General features: G+C 68.3%; 16 protein-coding genes. 6 read left to right on the top strand and 10 right to left on the bottom strand.

Going from position 1 to position 18991, the window contains the following annotated elements; all coding sequences use genetic code 11:
* Positions 1-42: 42 nt before the first annotated feature.
* Positions 43-2772 carry a class III lanthionine synthetase LanKC gene (gene lanKC / locus MD221_RS10195; RefSeq protein WP_242111553.1) on the bottom strand — a complete coding sequence of 910 codons (2730 nt, stop codon included), beginning with the start codon at positions 2770-2772 and terminating at the stop codon, positions 43-45.
* A gap of 723 nt (positions 2773-3495) precedes the next feature.
* On the opposite strand from lanKC, the gene MD221_RS10190 reads away from it, so the two are divergent.
* Positions 3496-4026 (top strand): helix-turn-helix transcriptional regulator, encoded by a 531-nt coding sequence (locus MD221_RS10190; RefSeq protein WP_242111551.1) that lies wholly within the window; start codon positions 3496-3498, stop codon positions 4024-4026.
* 41 nt (positions 4027-4067) lie between these two features.
* A complete protein-coding gene (locus tag MD221_RS10185) occupies positions 4068-4514 on the top strand; it encodes a hypothetical protein (protein WP_242111550.1) in 447 nt (148 codons plus the stop codon).
* A 52-nt stretch (positions 4515-4566) separates the two neighbouring features.
* Here the strand turns inward: MD221_RS10185 and MD221_RS10180 are convergent, their stop codons facing one another.
* The 3 genes from MD221_RS10180 to MD221_RS10170 form a co-directional block, all read right to left on the bottom strand.
* Positions 4567-5790, bottom strand: a complete 1224-nt coding sequence (locus MD221_RS10180) for an ABC transporter permease (protein WP_242111549.1) — start codon at positions 5788-5790, stop codon at positions 4567-4569.
* Positions 5791-5922: 132 nt separating this feature from the next.
* Positions 5923-7209, bottom strand: a complete 1287-nt coding sequence (locus MD221_RS10175; RefSeq protein WP_242111647.1) for an ABC transporter permease — start codon at positions 7207-7209, stop codon at positions 5923-5925.
* Positions 7210-7211: 2 nt separating this feature from the next.
* Positions 7212-7913, bottom strand: coding sequence for an ABC transporter ATP-binding protein (locus tag MD221_RS10170; RefSeq protein ID WP_242111548.1), 702 nt, complete (start codon positions 7911-7913; stop codon positions 7212-7214).
* Positions 7914-8566: 653 nt separating this feature from the next.
* Between MD221_RS10170 and MD221_RS10165 the strand changes: the two genes are divergently transcribed.
* The 4 genes from MD221_RS10165 (at position 8567) to MD221_RS10150 (ending at position 12416) form a co-directional block, all read left to right on the top strand.
* The gene (locus tag MD221_RS10165) at positions 8567-9049 is read left to right on the top strand and encodes an ATP-dependent zinc protease family protein (protein WP_242111547.1); all 483 of its coding nucleotides are present in this window, start codon (positions 8567-8569) and stop codon (positions 9047-9049) included.
* A gap of 53 nt (positions 9050-9102) precedes the next feature.
* Positions 9103-10011 (top strand): 30S ribosomal protein S6--L-glutamate ligase, encoded by a 909-nt coding sequence (gene rimK, locus MD221_RS10160; protein WP_242111546.1) that lies wholly within the window; start codon positions 9103-9105, stop codon positions 10009-10011.
* A gap of 391 nt (positions 10012-10402) precedes the next feature.
* A complete protein-coding gene (locus tag MD221_RS10155; protein WP_242111545.1) occupies positions 10403-11086 on the top strand; it encodes a response regulator transcription factor in 684 nt (227 codons plus the stop codon).
* Complete coding sequence (locus tag MD221_RS10150) at positions 11073-12416, top strand: sensor histidine kinase (protein ID WP_242111544.1); 1344 nt, start codon at positions 11073-11075, stop codon at positions 12414-12416. Before MD221_RS10155 ends, MD221_RS10150 begins: the two co-directional genes overlap by 14 nt.
* Positions 12417-12457: 41 nt before the next feature.
* Here the strand turns inward: MD221_RS10150 and MD221_RS10145 are convergent, their stop codons facing one another.
* The 6 genes from MD221_RS10145 to MD221_RS10120 all read right to left on the bottom strand — a co-directional run bounded on the left by MD221_RS10145 (position 12458) and on the right by MD221_RS10120 (position 18670).
* Positions 12458-12688, bottom strand: coding sequence for a hypothetical protein (locus MD221_RS10145; protein WP_242111543.1), 231 nt, complete (start codon positions 12686-12688; stop codon positions 12458-12460).
* Positions 12689-12864: 176 nt separating this feature from the next.
* A complete protein-coding gene (locus MD221_RS10140) occupies positions 12865-13782 on the bottom strand; it encodes a branched-chain amino acid transaminase (protein ID WP_242111542.1) in 918 nt (305 codons plus the stop codon).
* Between the two features lie 147 nt (positions 13783-13929).
* Positions 13930-14517, bottom strand: coding sequence for a hypothetical protein (locus MD221_RS10135; protein ID WP_242111541.1), 588 nt, complete (start codon positions 14515-14517; stop codon positions 13930-13932).
* Between the two features lie 65 nt (positions 14518-14582).
* Positions 14583-15407, bottom strand: coding sequence for a methylenetetrahydrofolate reductase [NAD(P)H] (gene metF / locus MD221_RS10130; protein WP_242111540.1), 825 nt, complete (start codon positions 15405-15407; stop codon positions 14583-14585).
* Positions 15408-15604: 197 nt separating this feature from the next.
* Positions 15605-18484: a type 2 lanthipeptide synthetase LanM family protein gene (locus tag MD221_RS10125; protein ID WP_242111538.1), complete on the bottom strand. Its 2880-nt coding sequence runs from the start codon at positions 18482-18484 to the stop codon at positions 15605-15607.
* 48 nt (positions 18485-18532) lie between these two features.
* On the bottom strand, positions 18533-18670 hold the full coding sequence (locus tag MD221_RS10120; RefSeq protein WP_242111537.1) for a hypothetical protein: 138 nt from the start codon (positions 18668-18670) through the stop codon (positions 18533-18535).
* Positions 18671-18991: the final 321 nt, after the last annotated feature.

Below are 18991 nucleotides of genomic sequence, written 5' to 3'. Positions count from 1 at the left end.
GCCGCGGGCTTCGGGGGCGGTCGTTGCGTCATGACCCGGCGGTCAGGCGAGGGCCGCCGCGCGTGCGCCTTCTTCCTCGAGCCCGCGCGCCTTGGGCGCCAGCAGCGCATCCAGCATCAGCAGGCGCTGCTTGCCGTGCAGCAGGCGGTCGACGAACAGGCCGATGCCGGAAGAGCCCTCGCTGTATTCGCAGCAGATGCGGAAATGGTCGCTGCCGGCGAACGCCACGCCCTTCGGCATTGCGATGCGGTGCGGAAGGAGTATTTCGGACTGGTAGTAGGCGATCCGCGAGTAGCGCTCGTCGCCGGTGAACTGCGCGATGTCGAGCAGGAACTCGCCGAAGCCGGAGGCGCCTTCGAACTGCCAGATCTTGTTGGTGAAGCGCGAGGCGACGCTGAGCGCGCAGCGCTGCGCGGCTTCCAGGAACCGGCTCTCGCCGGTCGCGGCGTGGCAGCGCAGGCAGGCCGAGCCGATGCCGGAGGAGCCGTACCAGGTATGCGGCGACCGGGGATCGCCCGGGCGGGCGTCGACCGTGGGTTGCCACAGCAGCAGGCCGCCGTACTCGTCGCCGTGCGCGAGGTCGAAATCCAGGGCGCGCACCGCCGCCTGCAGATAGCGCGGCTCGTCCGTCGCGGCCGCGAGATAGGTCAGGAACAAGGCGATGCCGGCCTGTCCTTCGCCCAGGCCCAGGGACACGATCCCCTGCATCGACCAATGCAGGCCCGCGTCGGATTCGGTGCCGGTCCGCAGCAGCCAGTCCGCGACCTCGCACGCCTGCTCCAGATACCGTGCCTTGCCGGAGTCGCGCCACAGATGCAGGTTGGCGAACCCCCAGCCGGCCGCGCCGTAATAGAGGCCGGGCGCCTCGTACACCATTTCGGGCACGTTGCTCTCGCGGATCAGGGCTTCGGCGCGATCCGGGCGCCCGGCGGCCGACATCAGCAGGGCCACGCCCGCCAGGCCGGAATAGAGGCCCGGCGGGCAGTCGCGCGCGCGCGCACGGGCGTCGATCCAGTCCAGCACCGCCGGATCGACTGCGCCGCGGACCTGCAACTGGAAGAACGCCGGCCCCGCGGCGCCGTGCGTGATATTGACGGGGTTGGTGGTGAAGACCTCGGTCGAGGCCGGCCAGAGCCGGTCGTTCCTGCCGAAGTCGGCGCTGGCGTCCAGATACTCGCCGATCTGCTCGACCATCCGCGCCAGCTCGGCCTTGAGCGAAGCGCTGGGCGGCGCGATCTCCGGAATGTCCGAGCCGATGTGGAACAGCGGCCGCGCCGGCGGCGCCGCGATGGCTTCCAGGGCGGTGATGGCCCGCTGCAGGTCCCAGCGCTTGGCGGGATCGTGCTCGGTCAGGCCGACGACGATGTCGGTCAGCTCCCGGGGCAGGTGCAGGTCCTCGATGTTCTGCCTGAGCCGCCCGTACAGGCCTTCGCGGTTGAGGTCGAAGCCCGAGGCGCTGAAGGTCAGCATGTCGAGAATGAGTACGCCCAGGGCATAGTGGTCGTCCGGCGGGGACGGCACCTGGTTGGCGATCTGCTCCGGTGCCGCGTATCCGGACGTTCCGCCGGGGATCCAAGGTCCCGCGTCGTCGATCTCGTGGGAGAACTCGAAGTCGATGAATTTGATGTCGCCGGATGCGGTCACCAGCACATTGGTGCGGGTCAGGTCGCGCAGCACCACGCCGGCGGCATGCACGGCCTGCAGGCTGGTGGCGAGCTTGATCGCCGAGGCGCGCAAGGACTCGAAGGCCTCGGCCGAGGTGCGCCCCGCGCGTCCCAGGTAGTAGCCGATCGCGTCGCCCCAGAGCGTCTGCGCGCCGACGTATTCCTGCACCAGGAACCAGTGCCGCCATTCCTGGAACAGGTCGACGAACCCCGGCGCGCAGCCGGTGCCGGCCAGGCGCTGCAGGATCCGCGCCTCCTTGTGCAGCGAGTAGCCTCCGCCATGCTCCGTGCTGGTCTGTTCGAGGGCGCCGAGCGCGCCGCGTTCCTCGCGGATGACCACTTGCGCGCCGGTCGTCTCGTCCACGCCGCGGTACACGCCGCCGTTCGCGTTGAACTTGAGCGCCTGCCTGATGCGGTACCTGCCCTTGAGCAGGACGCCGTCGTCCCCGGGCGGCAGTACTTCCTGTTCGGCGCTGAAAGGATCCTGCACGCCCGGCGGCAGGCGGAACCGCGGTTCGCGGGTGTCGGCGTGCCAGCTCCCGTCGTCCAGCCGATAGCCTCGCACGCGCTGGCCGTACTGGTTCAGGCGGGGCTCGCCGCGGTGCTCGCCGTAGCGGTAGTAGACCACCTCGCTGTCGCGATAGGGCCGATCGGTGAGCACGTAGGGCCCGTCGAGATGCCGGGTGACGGCGTGCACGCGCTCGATCAGCTGCTCGAACTCGGCTTGGCTGCGCGGGAACAGGGCGATGAATTTACCGGCCTGCGAGCGCGAGGCGTTCTTGTTGAGCGAGAGCCTGAGCATGCGGCGGTCGGAGCAGAACTTGAAGTTGACGCTCAGCGCCGCCGCTTCGGCCGCGACCAGTCTCAGCGTTTCGATCGCGTTCTCGGTCCTGCTCGAAACGTGGATCTTCCAGCCGTGCGCGATGAACTCGGCGTCCGGCGCATAGCAGTGCGTCCAGAATCCGCGCGGCTGCACCTTCCAGTCTTCCGGCAGCACCGCCCTGACGGCGTCCCGGTATTTGGGGTCCGGCGCGTAGCGGTCGATATTCTCGAAATACGGCCCATCAAACAGCGTATACGCGACGCGCGGGTGATCTACGAATTCCATGGGGATTTTTCCTTTCGATGGATGCCGATGCCGGATCGGTGCTGCGCATTCATGGATCGCTGCCCGGAAGTCGCCGCTTCCTCAAAACAGATGGACGCCCTCCGGCGCCCATCCGTCAAAAGCAGACACGGAACTCATCTATCAATCCATGATTCCAAGTTCGTGGCTCACGCGGGAATCATTCCGCGTTTTCGGCGATGCGCCCGGAGCTCTGGGAAGACGGGCAGCTGACGTAGGACGTGCACTCGCCGCCGATCGGGGACTGTTCCGTGGGCAGCAGCTGAAGAGCCAGTACATTCGACATGACGATTTCTCCTTTGATTTGAAATCCATTCGAGATTGATGTGCGTAACCTGCCGACGATCAGTCGGCGCGGATACCTTAAGGCAGATTCCTCGCACGCATGCAATCGCCGAAACGCCGCTATCGCTCATTTTCTCTGAGCGAAATATCGCGGATGGCGATCGGGGAATGCAGCGGCGATGCGGGGATCGGCCATATTCGGCCCGCGTATTTCTGTGAATCGAATACGGCCCGCGGATGCTGCATGCGCAACAAGTGGCTCGGTGCAGGGGGAACTGTACAGACTGTGCGAAGAGGCGCTGACCAGTTCAGATTAACTGAGCATTTTGTTGTTCGCGCGTTGTTTTATGAATACGGGATTTTTATTTTCGCGGATGCGCATGCGTTTCCAATCCGGGTATATTCCCTGCGCAGAATGGAATGTCCGCCAGGACAGCGCTGGCTCGTGCAGTTGTTCGCATCGCCAAAAAACACAAAGGACACAGGGGGAAAATGGAGACCTCGGACAGGATCAGGCTGGCGCGCCGGCGCGGCGGAATGTCGCAGACCCAGCTTGCGGCGGTGGTGCGCGTCGCGCGAAGCGCCGTCGCGCAGTGGGAAAAAGCCAATGGCCCGCGCCCGACCAACGAACACATGGCGCAGATCGCGATCTGCTGCAACGTCTGCTACGAATGGCTGACCACCGGACGCGGCGCGATCGTCGCGGACATGGACGATCCGGGCGCCATGGCGCTGGACATCGAGCTGCACCTGTATGCCAGGAACGATCTCGAGAAACGCCTGCTCAAGAGTTTCCGCGAACTCGAGTACCCCGGGAACCAGGGGCTGGTGGAGCTGGTGGAAACCTTGACGCAGCAGAAGGCGAAAACCCCGCTGGCGGCGAAGGCGCTGGAGATCAGGAACGGAAAAAACGGATTGTCCGAACGATACGAACGGCTTGGAGAGCAATGATGGCACCGTCAACGATTGACCTGAGAAGCTCGCTGGACGCGATGATGCACAAGCACATCCAGACGTGCCCGAGAAGGCACCCGGGCACCTATTCCGACGCGGGCTGCATGGACAGGTTCCGGGCATTGATGGACAGGGTGCTGTACCGGGACTGGAAGCCGATCGTCTCCGACATGGGGGCCATCCCCTACCTGCAGATCACCGCGATCATGGAGGACTCCGTGGCCGGCGGACTGATGGAGAACAACACCCGGCCGATCGCGCTGTGCGAGGAAATGAGCGACGGGTTCATCCTCGACCTGATCTTCGAGCTGATCAAGGAATTCGAGCTGCACGAGGCCGCCGAGCGCTTCCGGCTCGACGGGAAGGCGGTCTACTATCCGCACGCGGCGGACGGCCATCCGCTGCGCGAGGTGCGATCGATGCGTTCGATCGAAGGCACTTCCGCCGTGGCCGGCAGCGCGTGGCCGGCCGCCCGCCAGGCATAGGCGCCTTCGGCCGGTTCGATGCGCCCCGCTTCGCCGGGTGCGGCGGCTTGCCTTACAAGGCGCGCGCCGCCAATGCCGGCGGCACGCGCGCTGCGCGCAAGGCCGGGACCAGCACCGCCATCTGCCCGAGCACGAGCAGCAGCAGGCCTCCCAGCGGCAGATAGAAGGCCGGCAGTTTCGGCAGTTCGTTGAAGCGCACCAGCAGGTCGCTGACGCCGTAGGCGGCGAGCATGCCCAGCAGTACGCCCGCGCCGCTCAGCAGCAGGTTCTCGAGCTGGAACTGCCAGAGGATCTGCCCGCGGGTGGCGCCGAGCGCGCGGCGGATGCCGATCTGGCGCACGCGCTGGCGCACCCAGAAGCTGGCGATGCCGGCGATGCCGGACAGGGCGATCAACAGCAGCGCGCCGCAGATCGAGAGCAGCAGCAGGATCATCGCCTGGTCCTTCTCGAAGTAGTTCGCCCGCACGTCCTCGTACGTGTCCATGTTGGAGAACACGCGTTCGCGGTACTCCTGCCGCAACGCGGCGGCCGCGGCATCGAGCACTTCGCCGCGCCGCGCCGGATCCGTCCGCAGCACGTAGCTGCCGTACATCCTGCTGTAGGCGGCATTGATCGGCAGGATCACCGCGTCGTCGAGCTCGTCGGAAGGACCGAGCGCATAGCCGCGCTTGAGATGGGCGACGAGGCCGATCACGCGCGCGGGATTCTCGTCTTGCACGTAGAGGGTCTTGCCGAGCGCGTCGCCGCCCTCGAACAGCCGTTCGGCCAGCTTCCGGCTGATGATGACCGACGGCGCGGGCGGGGGCTGCGCGGCATCGGCCGGCCACTGCACGACGTCGCTCTCGCCGAAGCCCCGGCCCGCGACCAGGGTGAGGCCGAACGTATCGAGGAGGCGGGCATCGCCGATGTACGCCGTCGCCTGCGCGCTGGCCTCGCGCTGGTCCGGCCGCAAGCGGATGCCCACGGCGTTGTCCACCTGCCCGAGCGGAACGAAATTGGCCGTCGAGACCGACTTCACGCCGGGGATTTCGCGCAATCTGGCCAGGTCCGCCCTGGCGAGCGCGTCCGGGTCGGCGACCTTGCCGATGTTCTGCGGCGTCAGGCGCACGATTTCGCTCTCGGCCAGGCCGCTCGGGATGGTGATCAGCTGCAGCTGCGTCTTCAGATAGAAGATCGTGTTGCACAGGATCGCGCAGGTGATGGCGATGTCCAGCACGATGATGAGCGAGGCGGCCCTGTGCCTGAGGATGGTCGACAGCGTTTGTTTCAGGAACATCTCGCTCCCCATACGCCCGACGGCGTGATTGCGAATCGCGGCCGCGCGGCGCGCCCGCGGCGGGCATCGCGGCACCGCCGCGCCAAGGGCGCGTCCGGCCGGGGCGATGGCGCGGCGCGGTGGCCGCTTCGCTCAGCCCAGCCCATAGCGCATGCGGCTGGCGCGCCAGGCCGGCAGCAGGCCGGCGGCGAGGCTGGCGATCACCGCCAGTGCCAGCGCGCCGGCGAGCGTGGTCCAATCCAGTTGCGCCAGCTTGGCGTAATCGCCCGGCAGCTGGCGCACGATCCATAGCCCCAGGGAGGCGAGGGCAATGCCCGGCAGCACGCCCGCCAGGCCGATCCCCGCGCACTCGACCATGTACTGCCAGAAGATGTTGCCCTGCGAAGCGCCGAGGGCGCGACGGACGCCGATTTCCTGGCCGCGATGCAGGAATTTCGCCAGCAGCAGACCGACCGCGTTGACCAGGCACAGCAGCAGCAGGCCCCCCGCCATCCAGGCCTGGAGCTTGACGTCCTTGCCCACGATGCGGTTGTAGTCGAGCCATTCGGTCACGTCGCGCAGGCGGACATTGGTCGGCCGCTCGAAACGGCCGGCGCGCCGCTGCTGCTCCGAATAGTCGCGCAGGTACTGGCGGTAGCTGTCGGCCTTGGCCGGACTGTCCAGCTGCACCCAGTACTGCACCCACGCGCAATCCTGCTCCGCGGTCTCGCCGCCCCCGCCGCGCGGCCAGCAATTGCTGATACCGGTACGCGGAAGCGAGAGCTCCATGAACGTGGTGAACGGCAGGAACACGTGGTCCTGGTAGGCGAAATCGCGGACCTGCACGTCGTAGAACTGCGGCGTCGCGCGCCAGGCGCCGAGGACGCCGACGATGCGGAACGCGTTCCCCTGCAGCAGGATCCGGCGTCCCAGCGCACTCTTGCCGCCGTAGAGCTTTTCGCCGAGTTCCCGCGAAATCACCGCCACGCGTGCCCGCGCCTCGTCGTCGTCCGCGCTCCAGCCGCTGCCGTAGCGGAAGGGAACGTCGAACAGCGCGAAGAAGTCGGCGCTGGTGTAGCGCGCTTCGGCGAAGAAGGGCAGGCGCTCGCGGTCCTCGGGCTCGACCGTCAGGCGCCCGCTGGTCATCATCGCCTGGCGGGTACCGCGGCGATCGCGCAGCAGCGCCTCGGCGTCCTGGACGGTGAGCTGCCGGATCGGTTCGGCGCCCGGGAGATAGCGCTCCATGCCCTCGGCATCGAGCTGCGGGTGGAACAGCAGATGGCTCTTGCCCGGGATCGGGTCGCGGGACAGCACGTGGAACACGGTGAGGGTGGTCGCGCAGGCCCCCACGCCGATCGCGATCGCGAGCACCGCCAGGCAGGTGAGGAACTTGTGCTTGCGGAAGCTGCGCAAGGCGAGATAGCAGTAGTAGCGGAACAGGCTCACCGAGGCGCGTCCGCGGAAACCGCCGGGATGCGGGACAGGTCGGTCGCCATGCCGTCGACGAGATGCACGGTGCGGTGCGCGCGCGCGGACAACGCGGCGTCGTGGGTCACCAGGATCAGCGTGGTGCCGCGGGCGTTCACCTCTTCCAGCAGCTCCATGACTGCATGCGCCATCTGCGTATCGAGATTGCCGGTGGGCTCGTCGGCCAGCAACAGATGCGGGCGTCCGGCGAGCGCGCGGGCGAGCGCCACGCGCTGTTGCTGGCCGCCGGAGAGCTGGTTCGGGAAATGCCGCTGCCGCGAACCGAGCCCGACCTGCTGCAGCATCTCCTCCACGCGTTCCTTGCGTTCGCGCGCCGGCACGCCGCGATAGCGCAGGGGCACGTCGACGTTGTCGGCCACCGTGAGGTCGGGAAGCAGGTTGAAGCTTTGGAAGATGAAGCCGATCTTGCGGTTGCGCAGCCGGCTCCTGGCGGCGTCGGGCAGGCGACCGACGTCCTCGCCATCGAGCAGATAGTCGCCGCCGCTGAATGTCTCGAGCAGCCCCGCGATGCTGAGAAAGGTGGTCTTGCCCGAGCCGGACGGGCCGGTCACCGCGACGAACTCGCCTTCCTTCACGTGCAGGTCGAGCGAACGCAAGGCATGGGTCTCGATCTGCTCCGTGCGGTAGACCTTGGTGAGCCCACGCATCTCCAGCATGGCGACGTTCCCTATCCCTCGTGTATAGGCATCATGACGCAAGTGCCTGCGCGGCTGACCGCGCGTGCAGGGATTCTGTAAAGATGCTCTTGCCTGCTTAAGGCGACTAAGCGTGGCGTCGGCGGCAGGGGCGGCTGGTTTCAGGACCGGCCTCACACGGCGCGTACCCAAGCGCCGCGATCGCCGTGGGTCGACCGAACGGAACCGATCCATCGGTCGCTTCAGGCGGGCGGGGCCCGTCTTCCATCGGCTTGCGACCGGGACGCAGATCGGACATCGGAACTGCCGCCCTGGCGGAGCGCAGCGGGGATCGTTTCCTTGCGGCCGATCCCCGCAGCCGGCCGCGGAGGGCCCTGGTAAGATGCGCCGCGGCGCCCGCAGGCCGACTCCCCGCGAGGGTTCTCGGCCGGGGCCTGATCGATGTTTAACTTGTTGATTGAAAAGAAGCTGGTGGAGATTCGATTCCCATCGCCCGCTCCGGATTCCGACGGCGGCATGTCCCAACGGACATGCCGCCGTTTTCGTCGTGGCCGATGGGAGACGGGCTATGCGTTTGATTTTCCGGCGGTTGTTCGCGGCGCCGGAGGGAATAACGGATTCGTTCGGGGGGGCTGCGCACACTGGCGCAGGCGCAAGGTGACGAAGGTGCAGCGATGATCGTGCTCGGTTGGCGGGAATGGGTGGCGCTGCCTGCGCTGGGCATCACCCGGCTGCGCGCCAAGATCGACAGCGGCGCGCGCAGCTCGGCGCTGCACGTGGACGCACAGTGGCGCTTCACCGAGGGCGGGGCGCCGTGGGTGGGATTCAGGATCACCCCGTGGAAGTCGCGCCAGCGCGTGATCGAGGCGGCCGCGCCGCTCCTGGACGAGCGCGACGTGGTCGATTCCGGCGGCCACCGCACCCGGCGCGCCTTCCTGCGCACCCCGCTGCGGCTGGCCGGGATCGAGCGCGAAATTGAAATCAATCTGACCGATCGCCGCGGCATGCTGTTTCCGATGCTGCTCGGACGCAGCGCCATGGCGGGGGCGTTCATGGTCGATCCCGCACAGTCCTCGATCCACGGCAGGGCAGGCCGGCGCGAGGCCGAAAGCGGCAAGGAATCCGCCGTCGTGCTGCCCTTCCCGCAAAGACGCTGACCGCAACGCCGCCCCGCCGGACTCCGGCCCCCCAACCCCATTCCCTTCAGCGCATGAAACTTGCCATCCTTTCGCGCAACAGCTCGTTGTATTCGACCCGGCGCCTGGTCGAGGCCGCCCGCGAGCGCCACCACAGCGTGCGCGTGCTCGACCCGCTGCGCTGCTACATGCGCATCAGCGCCCGCGGCTTCGACATGCACTACAAGGGCAAGCCGATCGCCGACTACAACGCGGTGATCCCGCGCATCGGCGCCTCGGTCACCCGTTACGGCAGCGCGGTGCTGCGCCAGTTCGAGCTGATGGGCACCTACACGCCCAACCCCTCGGTGGCGATCGCGCGCGCCCGCGACAAGCTGCAGTGCCACCAGCTGCTGGCGGCCCAGGGCATCGACCTGCCGGCGACGGTGTTCGGCGACAACCCCGACGACACCGCCGACCTGCTGTCGATGCTCGGCGCGCCGCCGCACGTGATCAAGCTCAACGAGGGCTCGCAGGGATCGGGGGTGATGCTGACCGAGAAGCTCTCGGCCTCGCGCAGCGTCATCGAGACCCTGCGCGGCCTGTACGCCAACTTCCTGGTGCAGGAGTTCATCGAGGAGGCGGCCGGCGCGGACCTGCGCTGCTTCGTGGTCGGCGGCCGCGTGGTCGCGGCGATGCGGCGGCAGGCGCCGGCGGGCGACTTCCGCTCCAACCTGCACCGCGGCGGCAGCGGCACGGCGGCGCTGGCGACCGCGGCGCAGCAGGCGGTGGCGGTGCGCGCGGCGCAGGTGCTGGGCCTGGGCGTGGCCGGGGTCGACCTGATCCAGTCCCAGCGCGGCCCGCTGGTGCTGGAGGTCAATGCCTCACCCGGCCTGGAAGGCATCGAGCAGAGCACCGGCGTGGATATCGCCGGGCACATCATCGACCACGTCGCCGGGCAGGCCCAGCCGCTGCGGCAGGGCCGCCGCCGCAAGCTCGGCTAGTCTCCGCGTTCCGATAGACTCATTCGAAACAAATAGTTACATGTGTTTTCAGGCGGCATCCACGGCCGCGGCGATAAAACAGCCGAAAGTCGCGAGCGGGTTTAACAGCCCGCTAACCGCCCGGTCCGTAAGGTGCAGGCACCGGAATTTCTCCGCTCTCTCCAGGTCGTTTCCAGTCAGGTCGGCGGATTACGGTAATCGGGGCAGTCCTTATTTTTTCGCCCAGGCGATCACCTCGCTTGGGCTTTTTGTTTGTCCGCGTTGCGCGCCGGGCCGGCGCCGCGGGTGGCGAGCGGGGGCGCTGCCGGGTATGCCAGAATCCCCGACTGCCCCCAGGGGAACCGCGGCCCGCGACCCGGGTCTGACCTTGACCCCATAGGACAACCGATTGATGCGCATCCTCGTAATCGAAGACAACCAGGACATCGCCGCCAACCTCGGCGACTATCTCGAAGACCGCGGCCACACGGTCGATTTCGCCGCCGACGGCGTCACCGGCCTGCATCTGGCCGTGGTCCACGACTTCGACGCGGTGGTGCTCGATCTCAACCTGCCGGGCATCGACGGCCTGGAAGTCTGCCGCAAGCTGCGCAACGAGGCGCGCAAGCAGACCCCGGTGCTGATGCTCACCGCGCGCGACAGCCTGGACAACAAGCTGGCCGGCTTCGACTCCGGCGCCGACGACTACCTGATCAAGCCCTTCGCCCTGCAGGAAGTGGAGGTGCGCCTGAACGCCCTGGCGCGCCGCGGGCGCGGCGTGCAGACCCGCGTGCTCGAGGTCGGCGACCTCGAATACAACCTCGACACCCTGGAAGTGCGCCGCGAGGGCAAGCTGCTGCAGCTCAACCCGACCGCGCTGAAGATCCTGCAGGCGCTGATGGAGGCCTCCCCGGCCGTGGTCACGCGCCAGGAGCTGGAGACCCGCGTCTGGGGCGAGGAGCTGCCGGACTCGGATTCGCTGCGCGTGCACATCCACGGCCTGCGCGCCGTGGTCGACAAGCCCTTCGGCACCCCGCTGATCCAGACGCGCCATGGCATCGGATACCGCATCGCCGCGCCCGATGCGAACGCCTGACGGCAGGACGCGCCGGCGCAAAATCCGTTACCGCCGGCGGCTGAGAAGCCGCATCATCCTTTCGTTCGTGCTGCTGGGCTTCGGCCTGACGGCGCTGTTCGCCTTCGCCACCAACTGGACGCGCAACCGCGTCGAGAATGCGCTGGTCGAGGACGTGATGAACAAGAACATCGACGAGTACGCGCGCCGCTACTACGTCGATCCCAACCAGAGCCCCGATCTGCCGGTGCAGCAGATGCTGGCGCGCGTGGTCAAGCGCGACCGCTTCGAGGCGCTGCGCGCCGACCAGCCGGACTGGTACGAGCTCGGCGACGGCATCCACAACCTCGGCGGCACCGACGAGAGCGGGCACGCGTTCTCCTACAAGCTGGCGGTGCGCAAGACGCCGAACGAATGGTTCTTCCTGGCCTACGACATGACCCAGGCCAGCCGGGGGCAGGAGCAGTTCAACCGCGCCCTGTACGGATCGGTGATCACCTTCACCCTGCTGTCGCTGGTGATCGGCTGGTGGTCGGCTTCGCGGGTGATGCGGCCGGTGTCGGAACTGGCGCGGCGGCTGCAGACCTCCGGCGAGAACGCCGAGCCGCAGAACCTGGCGGCGCACTTCCCCGACGACGAGGTCGGCCAGCTCGCCTCGGCGCTGGACGACTACGCCTCGCGCCTGACCGAGGTGGTCAAGCGCGACCGCGAGTTCAACGCCGACGTCAGCCACGAGCTGCGCACGCCGCTGGCGGTGGTGAAGGGCGCGGTCGAGCTGCTGCTGTCCAAGCCCGACCTGGACGAGAAGGCGCGCACCCGCCTGCAGCGCATCCAGCGCGCCGAGCAGCAGTGCACCGACCTGATCAGCGCATTGCTGCTGCTCTCGCGCAACGAGCGCGGCCACGGCGCCACCGACGTCGCCAGGGTCGCGGAACAGCTGCTCGATGCCCACCGCAGCCAGCTCGGCGGCAAGGCGCTGGAGCTGCGCATCGAGGGCGAGCGCGGGCTGGTGATCGACGCGCCGGAGGCGGCGGTGAACGTCGCACTGGGCAACCTGATCGGCAACGCGGTCAAGTACACCACCCGGGGTGAGGTGATCGTGCGCCTGCGCGCGCGCGCGGTCGACGTGGTCGATTCCGGTCCCGGGCTGAGCGCGGAGGACGCCGCGCGCCTGTTCGAGCGCGGCTATCGCGGCAGCCATGCCGAGCATACGCAGGGCGGGGGCATCGGCCTGTCGATCGTGCGCCGCCTGTGCGCGCTGTACGGATGGAACGTGCGCGTGGTGCCGGGCGAGGAGCGTGGCGTCGTCGCGACGCTGTCGTTCGCGCCGCTCGAGGCCAAAACCAATTGAAGCCACAGGAGCCTCTCGCGGGCTCCTGTGGCGGATGACGATCAGAGCGGGATGCATCCCCCGCGAGGGTCGCAGACCCACTGCAGGAAGAAATGCCAACTGCCGTTGCCGCATTCCCATTCGACGTAACCGGATGACGTCGGCGTGGCGACGATGGTGCCCTGCAGTTCCGGGGTGCAGGGGATGGTGGGGCGGCTAAAGGCCAGGGCCGGAGCGGACATCACGCACAGGGTCAGTGCGATGGCGATGGCGCGCAGCGTCGTCTTTTTCATGGATGGGATACTCCTGTCGCAACGAAGTCGCCTTCATGAACGGTTGAGCCGGGCCCGAAGCGATGCCGGAGGCACGCCGGCAGTGGCGACATCCTGCCGCCGGGCGCGGGCAAGCGCTCGGCGCCGGCCAGGCCGGCACGTGTCGCGGTTGCCGTTGCAGTACTCGGAGTCCGGCGTCAAACCGGCTCAAGCCAGCCGTACTTGTCCGGCGTGCTGCCGTCGAACAGGCCGAAGAACAGCGCCTGCAGGCGCTGCGTGACCGGCCCCGGCTTGCCGGCACCGACCTGGCGGCCGTCGACCGAGCGGATCGGGGTGATTTCCGCGGCGGTGCCGCACATGAACAGCTCGTCGCACAGGTAGAGGTATTCGCGCGGCAGGTCGCGCTCCACCACCTCGATCCCGGCATCGCGCGCCAGGGTGATGATGGTGTTGCGGGTGATGCCGTTGAGCAGCGCGGCGCTCACCGGCGTGGTGTGCAGGGCGCCGTCGAACACCAGGAACAGGTTCTCGCCCGCGCCCTCGCTGAGCAGGCCGGTGGAAGCCAGCGCGATGCCCTCGCCGAAGCCGAGCCGGCGCGCCTCGCGCGCGACCAGCTGTCCGGAGAGATAGTTGCCGCCGGCCTTGGCGCCGGCCGGCAGGGTGTTCGGCGCGAAGCGCTGCCAGCTGGAGACGCAGGCGTCGATGCCCTGCGCGACCACGCCCGCCCCCAGGTACTGGCCCATCTTCCAGGTCGCCACGGCGACGTCGATGGGCGTGTCGGCCGAGAGCCCGAAACCGCCCAGGCCGCGGTAGGCGACCGGGCGCAGGTAGTCGGTGCTGTTGCCGTTGGCGGCGATCACCTCGCGGCAGGCCTGGTTGATCTGCTCCAGCGAATAGGGGATCGCCATGTCGTAGATCTTCGCCGAGGCGAACAGGCGCCGGTTGTGGTCGGTCAGGCGGAAGATCGCCGGGCCGTCGGCGGTGTCGTAGCAGCGGATGCCCTCGAACACGGAGGAGCCGTAATGGACGACGTGCGCCATCACGTGGGTGGTGGCCTCGGCCCAGTGCTTGACGGCGCCGTTGTGCCAGATCCATTCGGGGTATTGCGTCGCCATGTCGGTTCGTTCGCCGGGAAAGCGCCCAGTTTACAGGGTTCGCCGTCCGCGGCCGGCATCGGCGGCGGTGCTCGGGCTTCACGCCGCTCCTGCGCCGGCCGCTTGGCGCGCCTCAGGTCGCCGAATACCGGGGAATTGTGGCGGCGGCTACAGCGTCAGCCACCAGCAGCCCATGTACTTGCGCAGGCCGAACACGGTGCGCTGCGTGCCGCCGCCGGTGCCCTGGTCGACGCGCAGCGCGACGGGGGCGCGCCGCAGCTGCGCCCCGGGATATTCACTGGCGTCGACGTCGCCGCTGAGCGTCACCGCGCCGCCGGCGTCGACGCTGAGCTGCGGCGCGGGCAGCACCGGACTGATGTCGATCAGCGGCCGGTTGGCGATCGCGTCCAGCCGCGAGAGCACGGCATAGCCGCCGTTGTTCGACATGCCCGACCAGCTGTAGAGCCCGGCCAACCGGTTGGTGTCGCGGCTGTCGATGGCCGCGGTGAGTTCGTAGACCAGATCGCGCACGTTGCGCGAGCAGCCGCGCGCGTAGGGCTTGCCGCCGACCTGCGGCGAACCGGTCGCGGGGCGCGGCAGGGCATCGGTGGCGCCGACGTCGCCGCAGTTGCGGTCGGTGAAGATCGATTTTCCGTCCGGTCCCGTGCAGCGCTTGATCTGCGCATCGGCCGGCCCGGACCAGCAGGCGAAGGCCAGCGGCGGCAGCAGGAGGCAGGCGAGGCGGAGCGGCGGCATCGGCGCAGCCTAGCGTCGCGCGTCGCCTGCGGGAAGTGCAGGCGGCACGTCCCGCGCATCCGGATTCAGGACAGGCGCGCCAGCACCGCTTGCGTCGGCTTGGCCAGGTTGAGCGTGTAGAAATGCAGCGCCGGCGCGCCGCCCTCGACCAGTCGCCGGCACAGCGCGGCGACGAAGTCGGCGGCGAATTCGCGGATGCTATCGATGTCGTCGCCGTAGGCCTGCATGCGCTTGCCGATCCAGCGCGGAATCTCGGCGCCGCAGGCCTCGGAGAAGCGCCGCAGCTGGCTGAAGTTGGAGATCGGCATGATCCCGGGCACGATCGGAATGCCCACGCCCAGCCTGCGCGCGTCCTCGACGAAGCGGAAATAGGCGTCGGCGTTGTAGAAGTACTGGGTGATCGCGCCGTCGGCGCCGGCGTCGACCTTGGCCTTGAAATGCTTCAGGTCGGCCAGTGCGTGCTCGGCCTGTGGATGCGTTTCCGGGTAGCAGCCGACTTCGATGTGGAAGAAGCCGTCGTGTTCGCGGCGGATGAATTCCACCAGGTCGGTGGCGTAGCGGAAATCGCCGGTGCGCGCCATGCCCGAGGGCAGGTCGCCGCGCAGGGCGACGATGCGCCGGCAGCCCATCGTCTTGTAGCGCGCGAGCAGGGCGCCGAGCTCGGCGCGGGTGCCGCCGATGCAGGAAATGTGCGGAGCGGCATCGAGCCGGTGCACTTGGTGCAGGCGTTCGATGGTTTCCGGCGTGTAATCGAGCGTGGAGCCGCCGGCGCCGAACGTGCAGGAGACGTAGTCTGGTCCGTGCGCCTTGAGCTTCCTGGCGGTGCGGTCGAGCTGCTCGCGTTGCTCGTCGGTTTTCGGGGGATAGAACTCGAAGGAGAGAGAAGCCATCGGGACTCGGCGCAGGATTCGTGGATTTCACTCGGGACCGGTGTCGGCGTGGACGACGCGTCCTGCGCCTGTCCGCGCGCGGAATCCCCCGGCCCGTGCAGCTATATCGCTTTATCGCGATTGAAGCATATCTGCTTTTCGGCGATGCCGCCAGGCGTCGGCGTCGAGCTCCGCCCAGGCTTGCTCGTGGACGAACCTCAGTGGGGTCCCGGAGGCACGTTCAAGCTCAGGATCGACGGCACGTGCTGCGGATCGGCGGCCCGCAGGCAGGCATAGGCGATTCCGCTGAGACCGACCATCAGGCCCAGCGGCATTTCGCTTTCCGTGCGGCCGCCGCAGACCCAGCCGTTGCGGCCCTGGACCAGGAGCGCATCGGCGAGCCGGCGGCATCGCGCCAGCAGCGCCGCGTCGCCGGACTGGACCGCCCATTCCAGCGGAAAGTCGAGGTTCCCCCAGCTGCCGTGGCAAAGACTGTGCCCGGCGGCGCTGTCCAGGCTCGCCAGCACGGCATCCAGGCAGCGTTGAACGTCCTGTCGCCATGCGGCGTCGCGCAAGGATCGCGGCCAAAGCAGGCGCGCCATTCCCACGCCGGAGGCGCCATGGCACCACGATGCGCTGCCCTTGCGCATCCCGCCGGATGCGTGCGTCGCATCGAGGTCGTACCACGAGCCCTGGCGTCGCTCGTAGGCGGTGCGCTCCCTGGCCAAGGCGGAGAGGGCCGCCTGCAGGCACTGCGGATCCTCGAATGCGACCGCGTAACGGGCCAGCGCCGCGGCGATGCCTGCCGAGCCGTGCGCGAATCCCGTCGCATCCGGTTGGCCGTCGCCGGCGTCGTGCCAGCACGTCCCGGACGCGTCGCGCCTGGCGGAGGCCATCAGGCGGTCGGCGCACTGTCCCGCCGCCGCGCGCACGCGCGCATCGTCCCGATGGCTATGCAGCTGCAGCAGCACCAGCAGGCAGCCCGCGACGCCTCCGATGACGTCCAGCTCCTGCTCGTCCGCGATGCGCTCCGCAACGGCCGGAACCCATGCCAGTGCGGCGTCCACCAGGTCGGGGCGCTGCTGGCGCAGTCCCAGCGCCAGCAGCGCATAGATCCAGCCGCTCAGGCCGTTGAAGGCGCCGATCGCGGGCAGCGAATCCGGGGCGCGCCGCAGGCGGTCGTCCACGGACGCCATGATGGCCGCCGAGCGGGCCAGGAGCGCCTTGCGGCCGGTCCGCAGGCCCGCTTCCGACAGCATCAGCATCAATCCCGGAAGCCCCTCGTACAGCGCATCGTCCATCGGTCCCAGGCGGGGAACGTCGTGGGACGCGTAGTCGAGGTGGACGAACAGGGGATGCCGGCGATCCGGGAAGCGCATCGCCTCGATCCGGCTCGCGATGCGCAGGGCGGCTTCCTCGAAGGCGCGCGGCGCGCGGCGGCGCGGCGCGGCGTCCATGGGAGCGGACGCCGTCGCCGGCTCGTCGAGGCGGGTGCTTTGCAAGGACTGGTGGAGGACGTAGCGTTGCCTGTCGAAGTCCCCAGGCGAGAGGGACCGCACGCGCCTGCGGATTTCCTGCATTCCCGAACTCGTGAAGAATCCGGACGCGGTCCGGCCCGCGTCGAACTCGACGTCCACGCTGTCTCCACCGATCCAGAATCGCGGAACGTCGCCGCGCTCCAGGGCCGCCCGCTCCGCGCAGTCGACGCGTTGCAGGCGGGCCCAATCCTCCTGGCCGACCTTCAGCCTGTCCAGCGCCTCCTCGCGCGCCTGCCTGCCGCGCAGGTATTTCGGGTGCGACAGGGCGTCGAGCAGGCGGCTGTAGATCATGGTGGAGCGCAGCACGGCGCGCGACTTGAGGCCGGCGAACGGCTCGAGGGGCCCGTCCTTCGAAAGCAGCCAATCCTTGTTCTCCGCCAAGCCGAAATAGGTGGATCGAAATCCCTCGAGCAGCGAATCGGCGTGCGCGTAGGGCAGCGGTACGCTGCCGTTCCCGCGGACGGGAAGATTGTGCGCACGCTGCTTCCGTTCCTGGACCTGCGCCAGGCGCATTTCGTCGCTGCCGGCATCGAAGATCCTGTGCGCGAGGCGGAACCCGCCGCCGGCCGAAAGGCCGCTGACGTCGACCGCGTCCAGCATGCTGTAGCGGGTAGGCAGCAACCCGGACTCCAGGATGGACCTTGCGGCCGCCAGTCCGTCGGCGCCGTGGTTCGTGCGCTCGGAGCGCGGCTGGCACAGCGTCTCCAGGTCGACGACGACCGGGAACTCTCCGCACGCGATGAGGTTCTCGAAGTGCAGGTCCGAGGCCGCGACCACATGCGCGATGGCGATCAGCCCTCCATACCGATGGTAGTAGGCCGATGCCGCGGCCTCGCTGTCGACCGGGACGTGCCGGATATGCTCGGCATATCCGTAGTCTCCCCTGTCGAGCACCAGCGGAGTCCGCTGCGCCGGCCGGATGCCCCGCTCCATGAACATCCGCAGGCACCGGGCGAACGCCGCGTCCATCGCCATCGGACGCGGCTTGTAGAACATCGAGCCATGCTCGAACTCCAGGCGCGCGACCGTGTTTCCGTCGTCATGCCTGTCGCCGAGCCCCGTCTCGAAGCCGCGCCATCGCCCGATCCCCTCGACGGCGCCGCCCAGCGGGTGGCCGATCGGGCCCAGCGCGGCATGATCCTGCACGATCCGGTCCAGGAGCGTGTGCAGGGTCCGCTCGACTTGTTCCGCGATGCGGGCGATATCCCCGCGCAGCAGCGGGTAATCCCGTTCGAGGGCGGCGCGGCCCGAAGCGCTTTGAATCAGCTCGATGAACGCGTGGAATCTTTCCTGCGGCGTATCTCCCTGCAATATCCCGCGACGGCGGGCCAGGGCGAGTTCCAGGATCAGGGTGCGGAAGCTCCACAGCAGTACCGGCGTCGAGAACGCCGCTTCGATGCTGGGCAGCAGGGTGTCCGGATCGAGCTTGTGCGGGTGCCTGTCGGAGGCGTTTCGGTAGGCGTCCTCGACCCGGTTCAACGCCGGTCCGAATGCAGGCGCGGCCCATCGCAGGAATGGACGCAATGCCTGGATGTCTTCGTCGCCGAGCGCGCTCGCCATAAAAAAATGGGCTGCGTTGCGCAGCCCATCTTGGGTCCTACCTGGGCATCAGGCGATGCAGGTCCAGCGGGGCGTCCACGGAACGCGGCCGTTTTCCATCTTCTCATTGCGCAGATCGGGCTCGCCGATCACTTCTTGCTGCAGCTGCTCGAAATCTTCGCTCGAAAGATCGAATTGCACTGGCATGGTCAAGATCCTCAATGATGGTAGGCGGACGTCACGCACCTCGGCCGCACATTCGTCCGCATCTGTGCAGCGATGGCGTCCTGCGTTGCGCATGCAGCGCCGGGGCCATGGGGCCGCGCCACTCTATCCAGAGATCCATTAACGAGGATTCACGTCCCGGCGAGCATGAATACCGCCCCTCGCGAGGCCGCCGGGAGAGGCGTTGTACGGAATCCGGGCGTAACGGCGCGGGCATCGATGTGCATTTGCAGCAAATTCCGCGGGTCCGTTGCGTCCCGCCTCGACGCATCGCCCGATCCTGCGGAGCGGCGCCGACACCGG

Origin of the sequence: Luteimonas aquatica, assembly GCF_022662575.1 — a bacterium.
Classification (GTDB): domain Bacteria; phylum Pseudomonadota; class Gammaproteobacteria; order Xanthomonadales; family Xanthomonadaceae; genus Luteimonas; species Luteimonas aquatica.
Note: the sequence above shows the minus strand (reverse complement) of the source record. Positions and strands in the feature narration are given on the sequence as shown.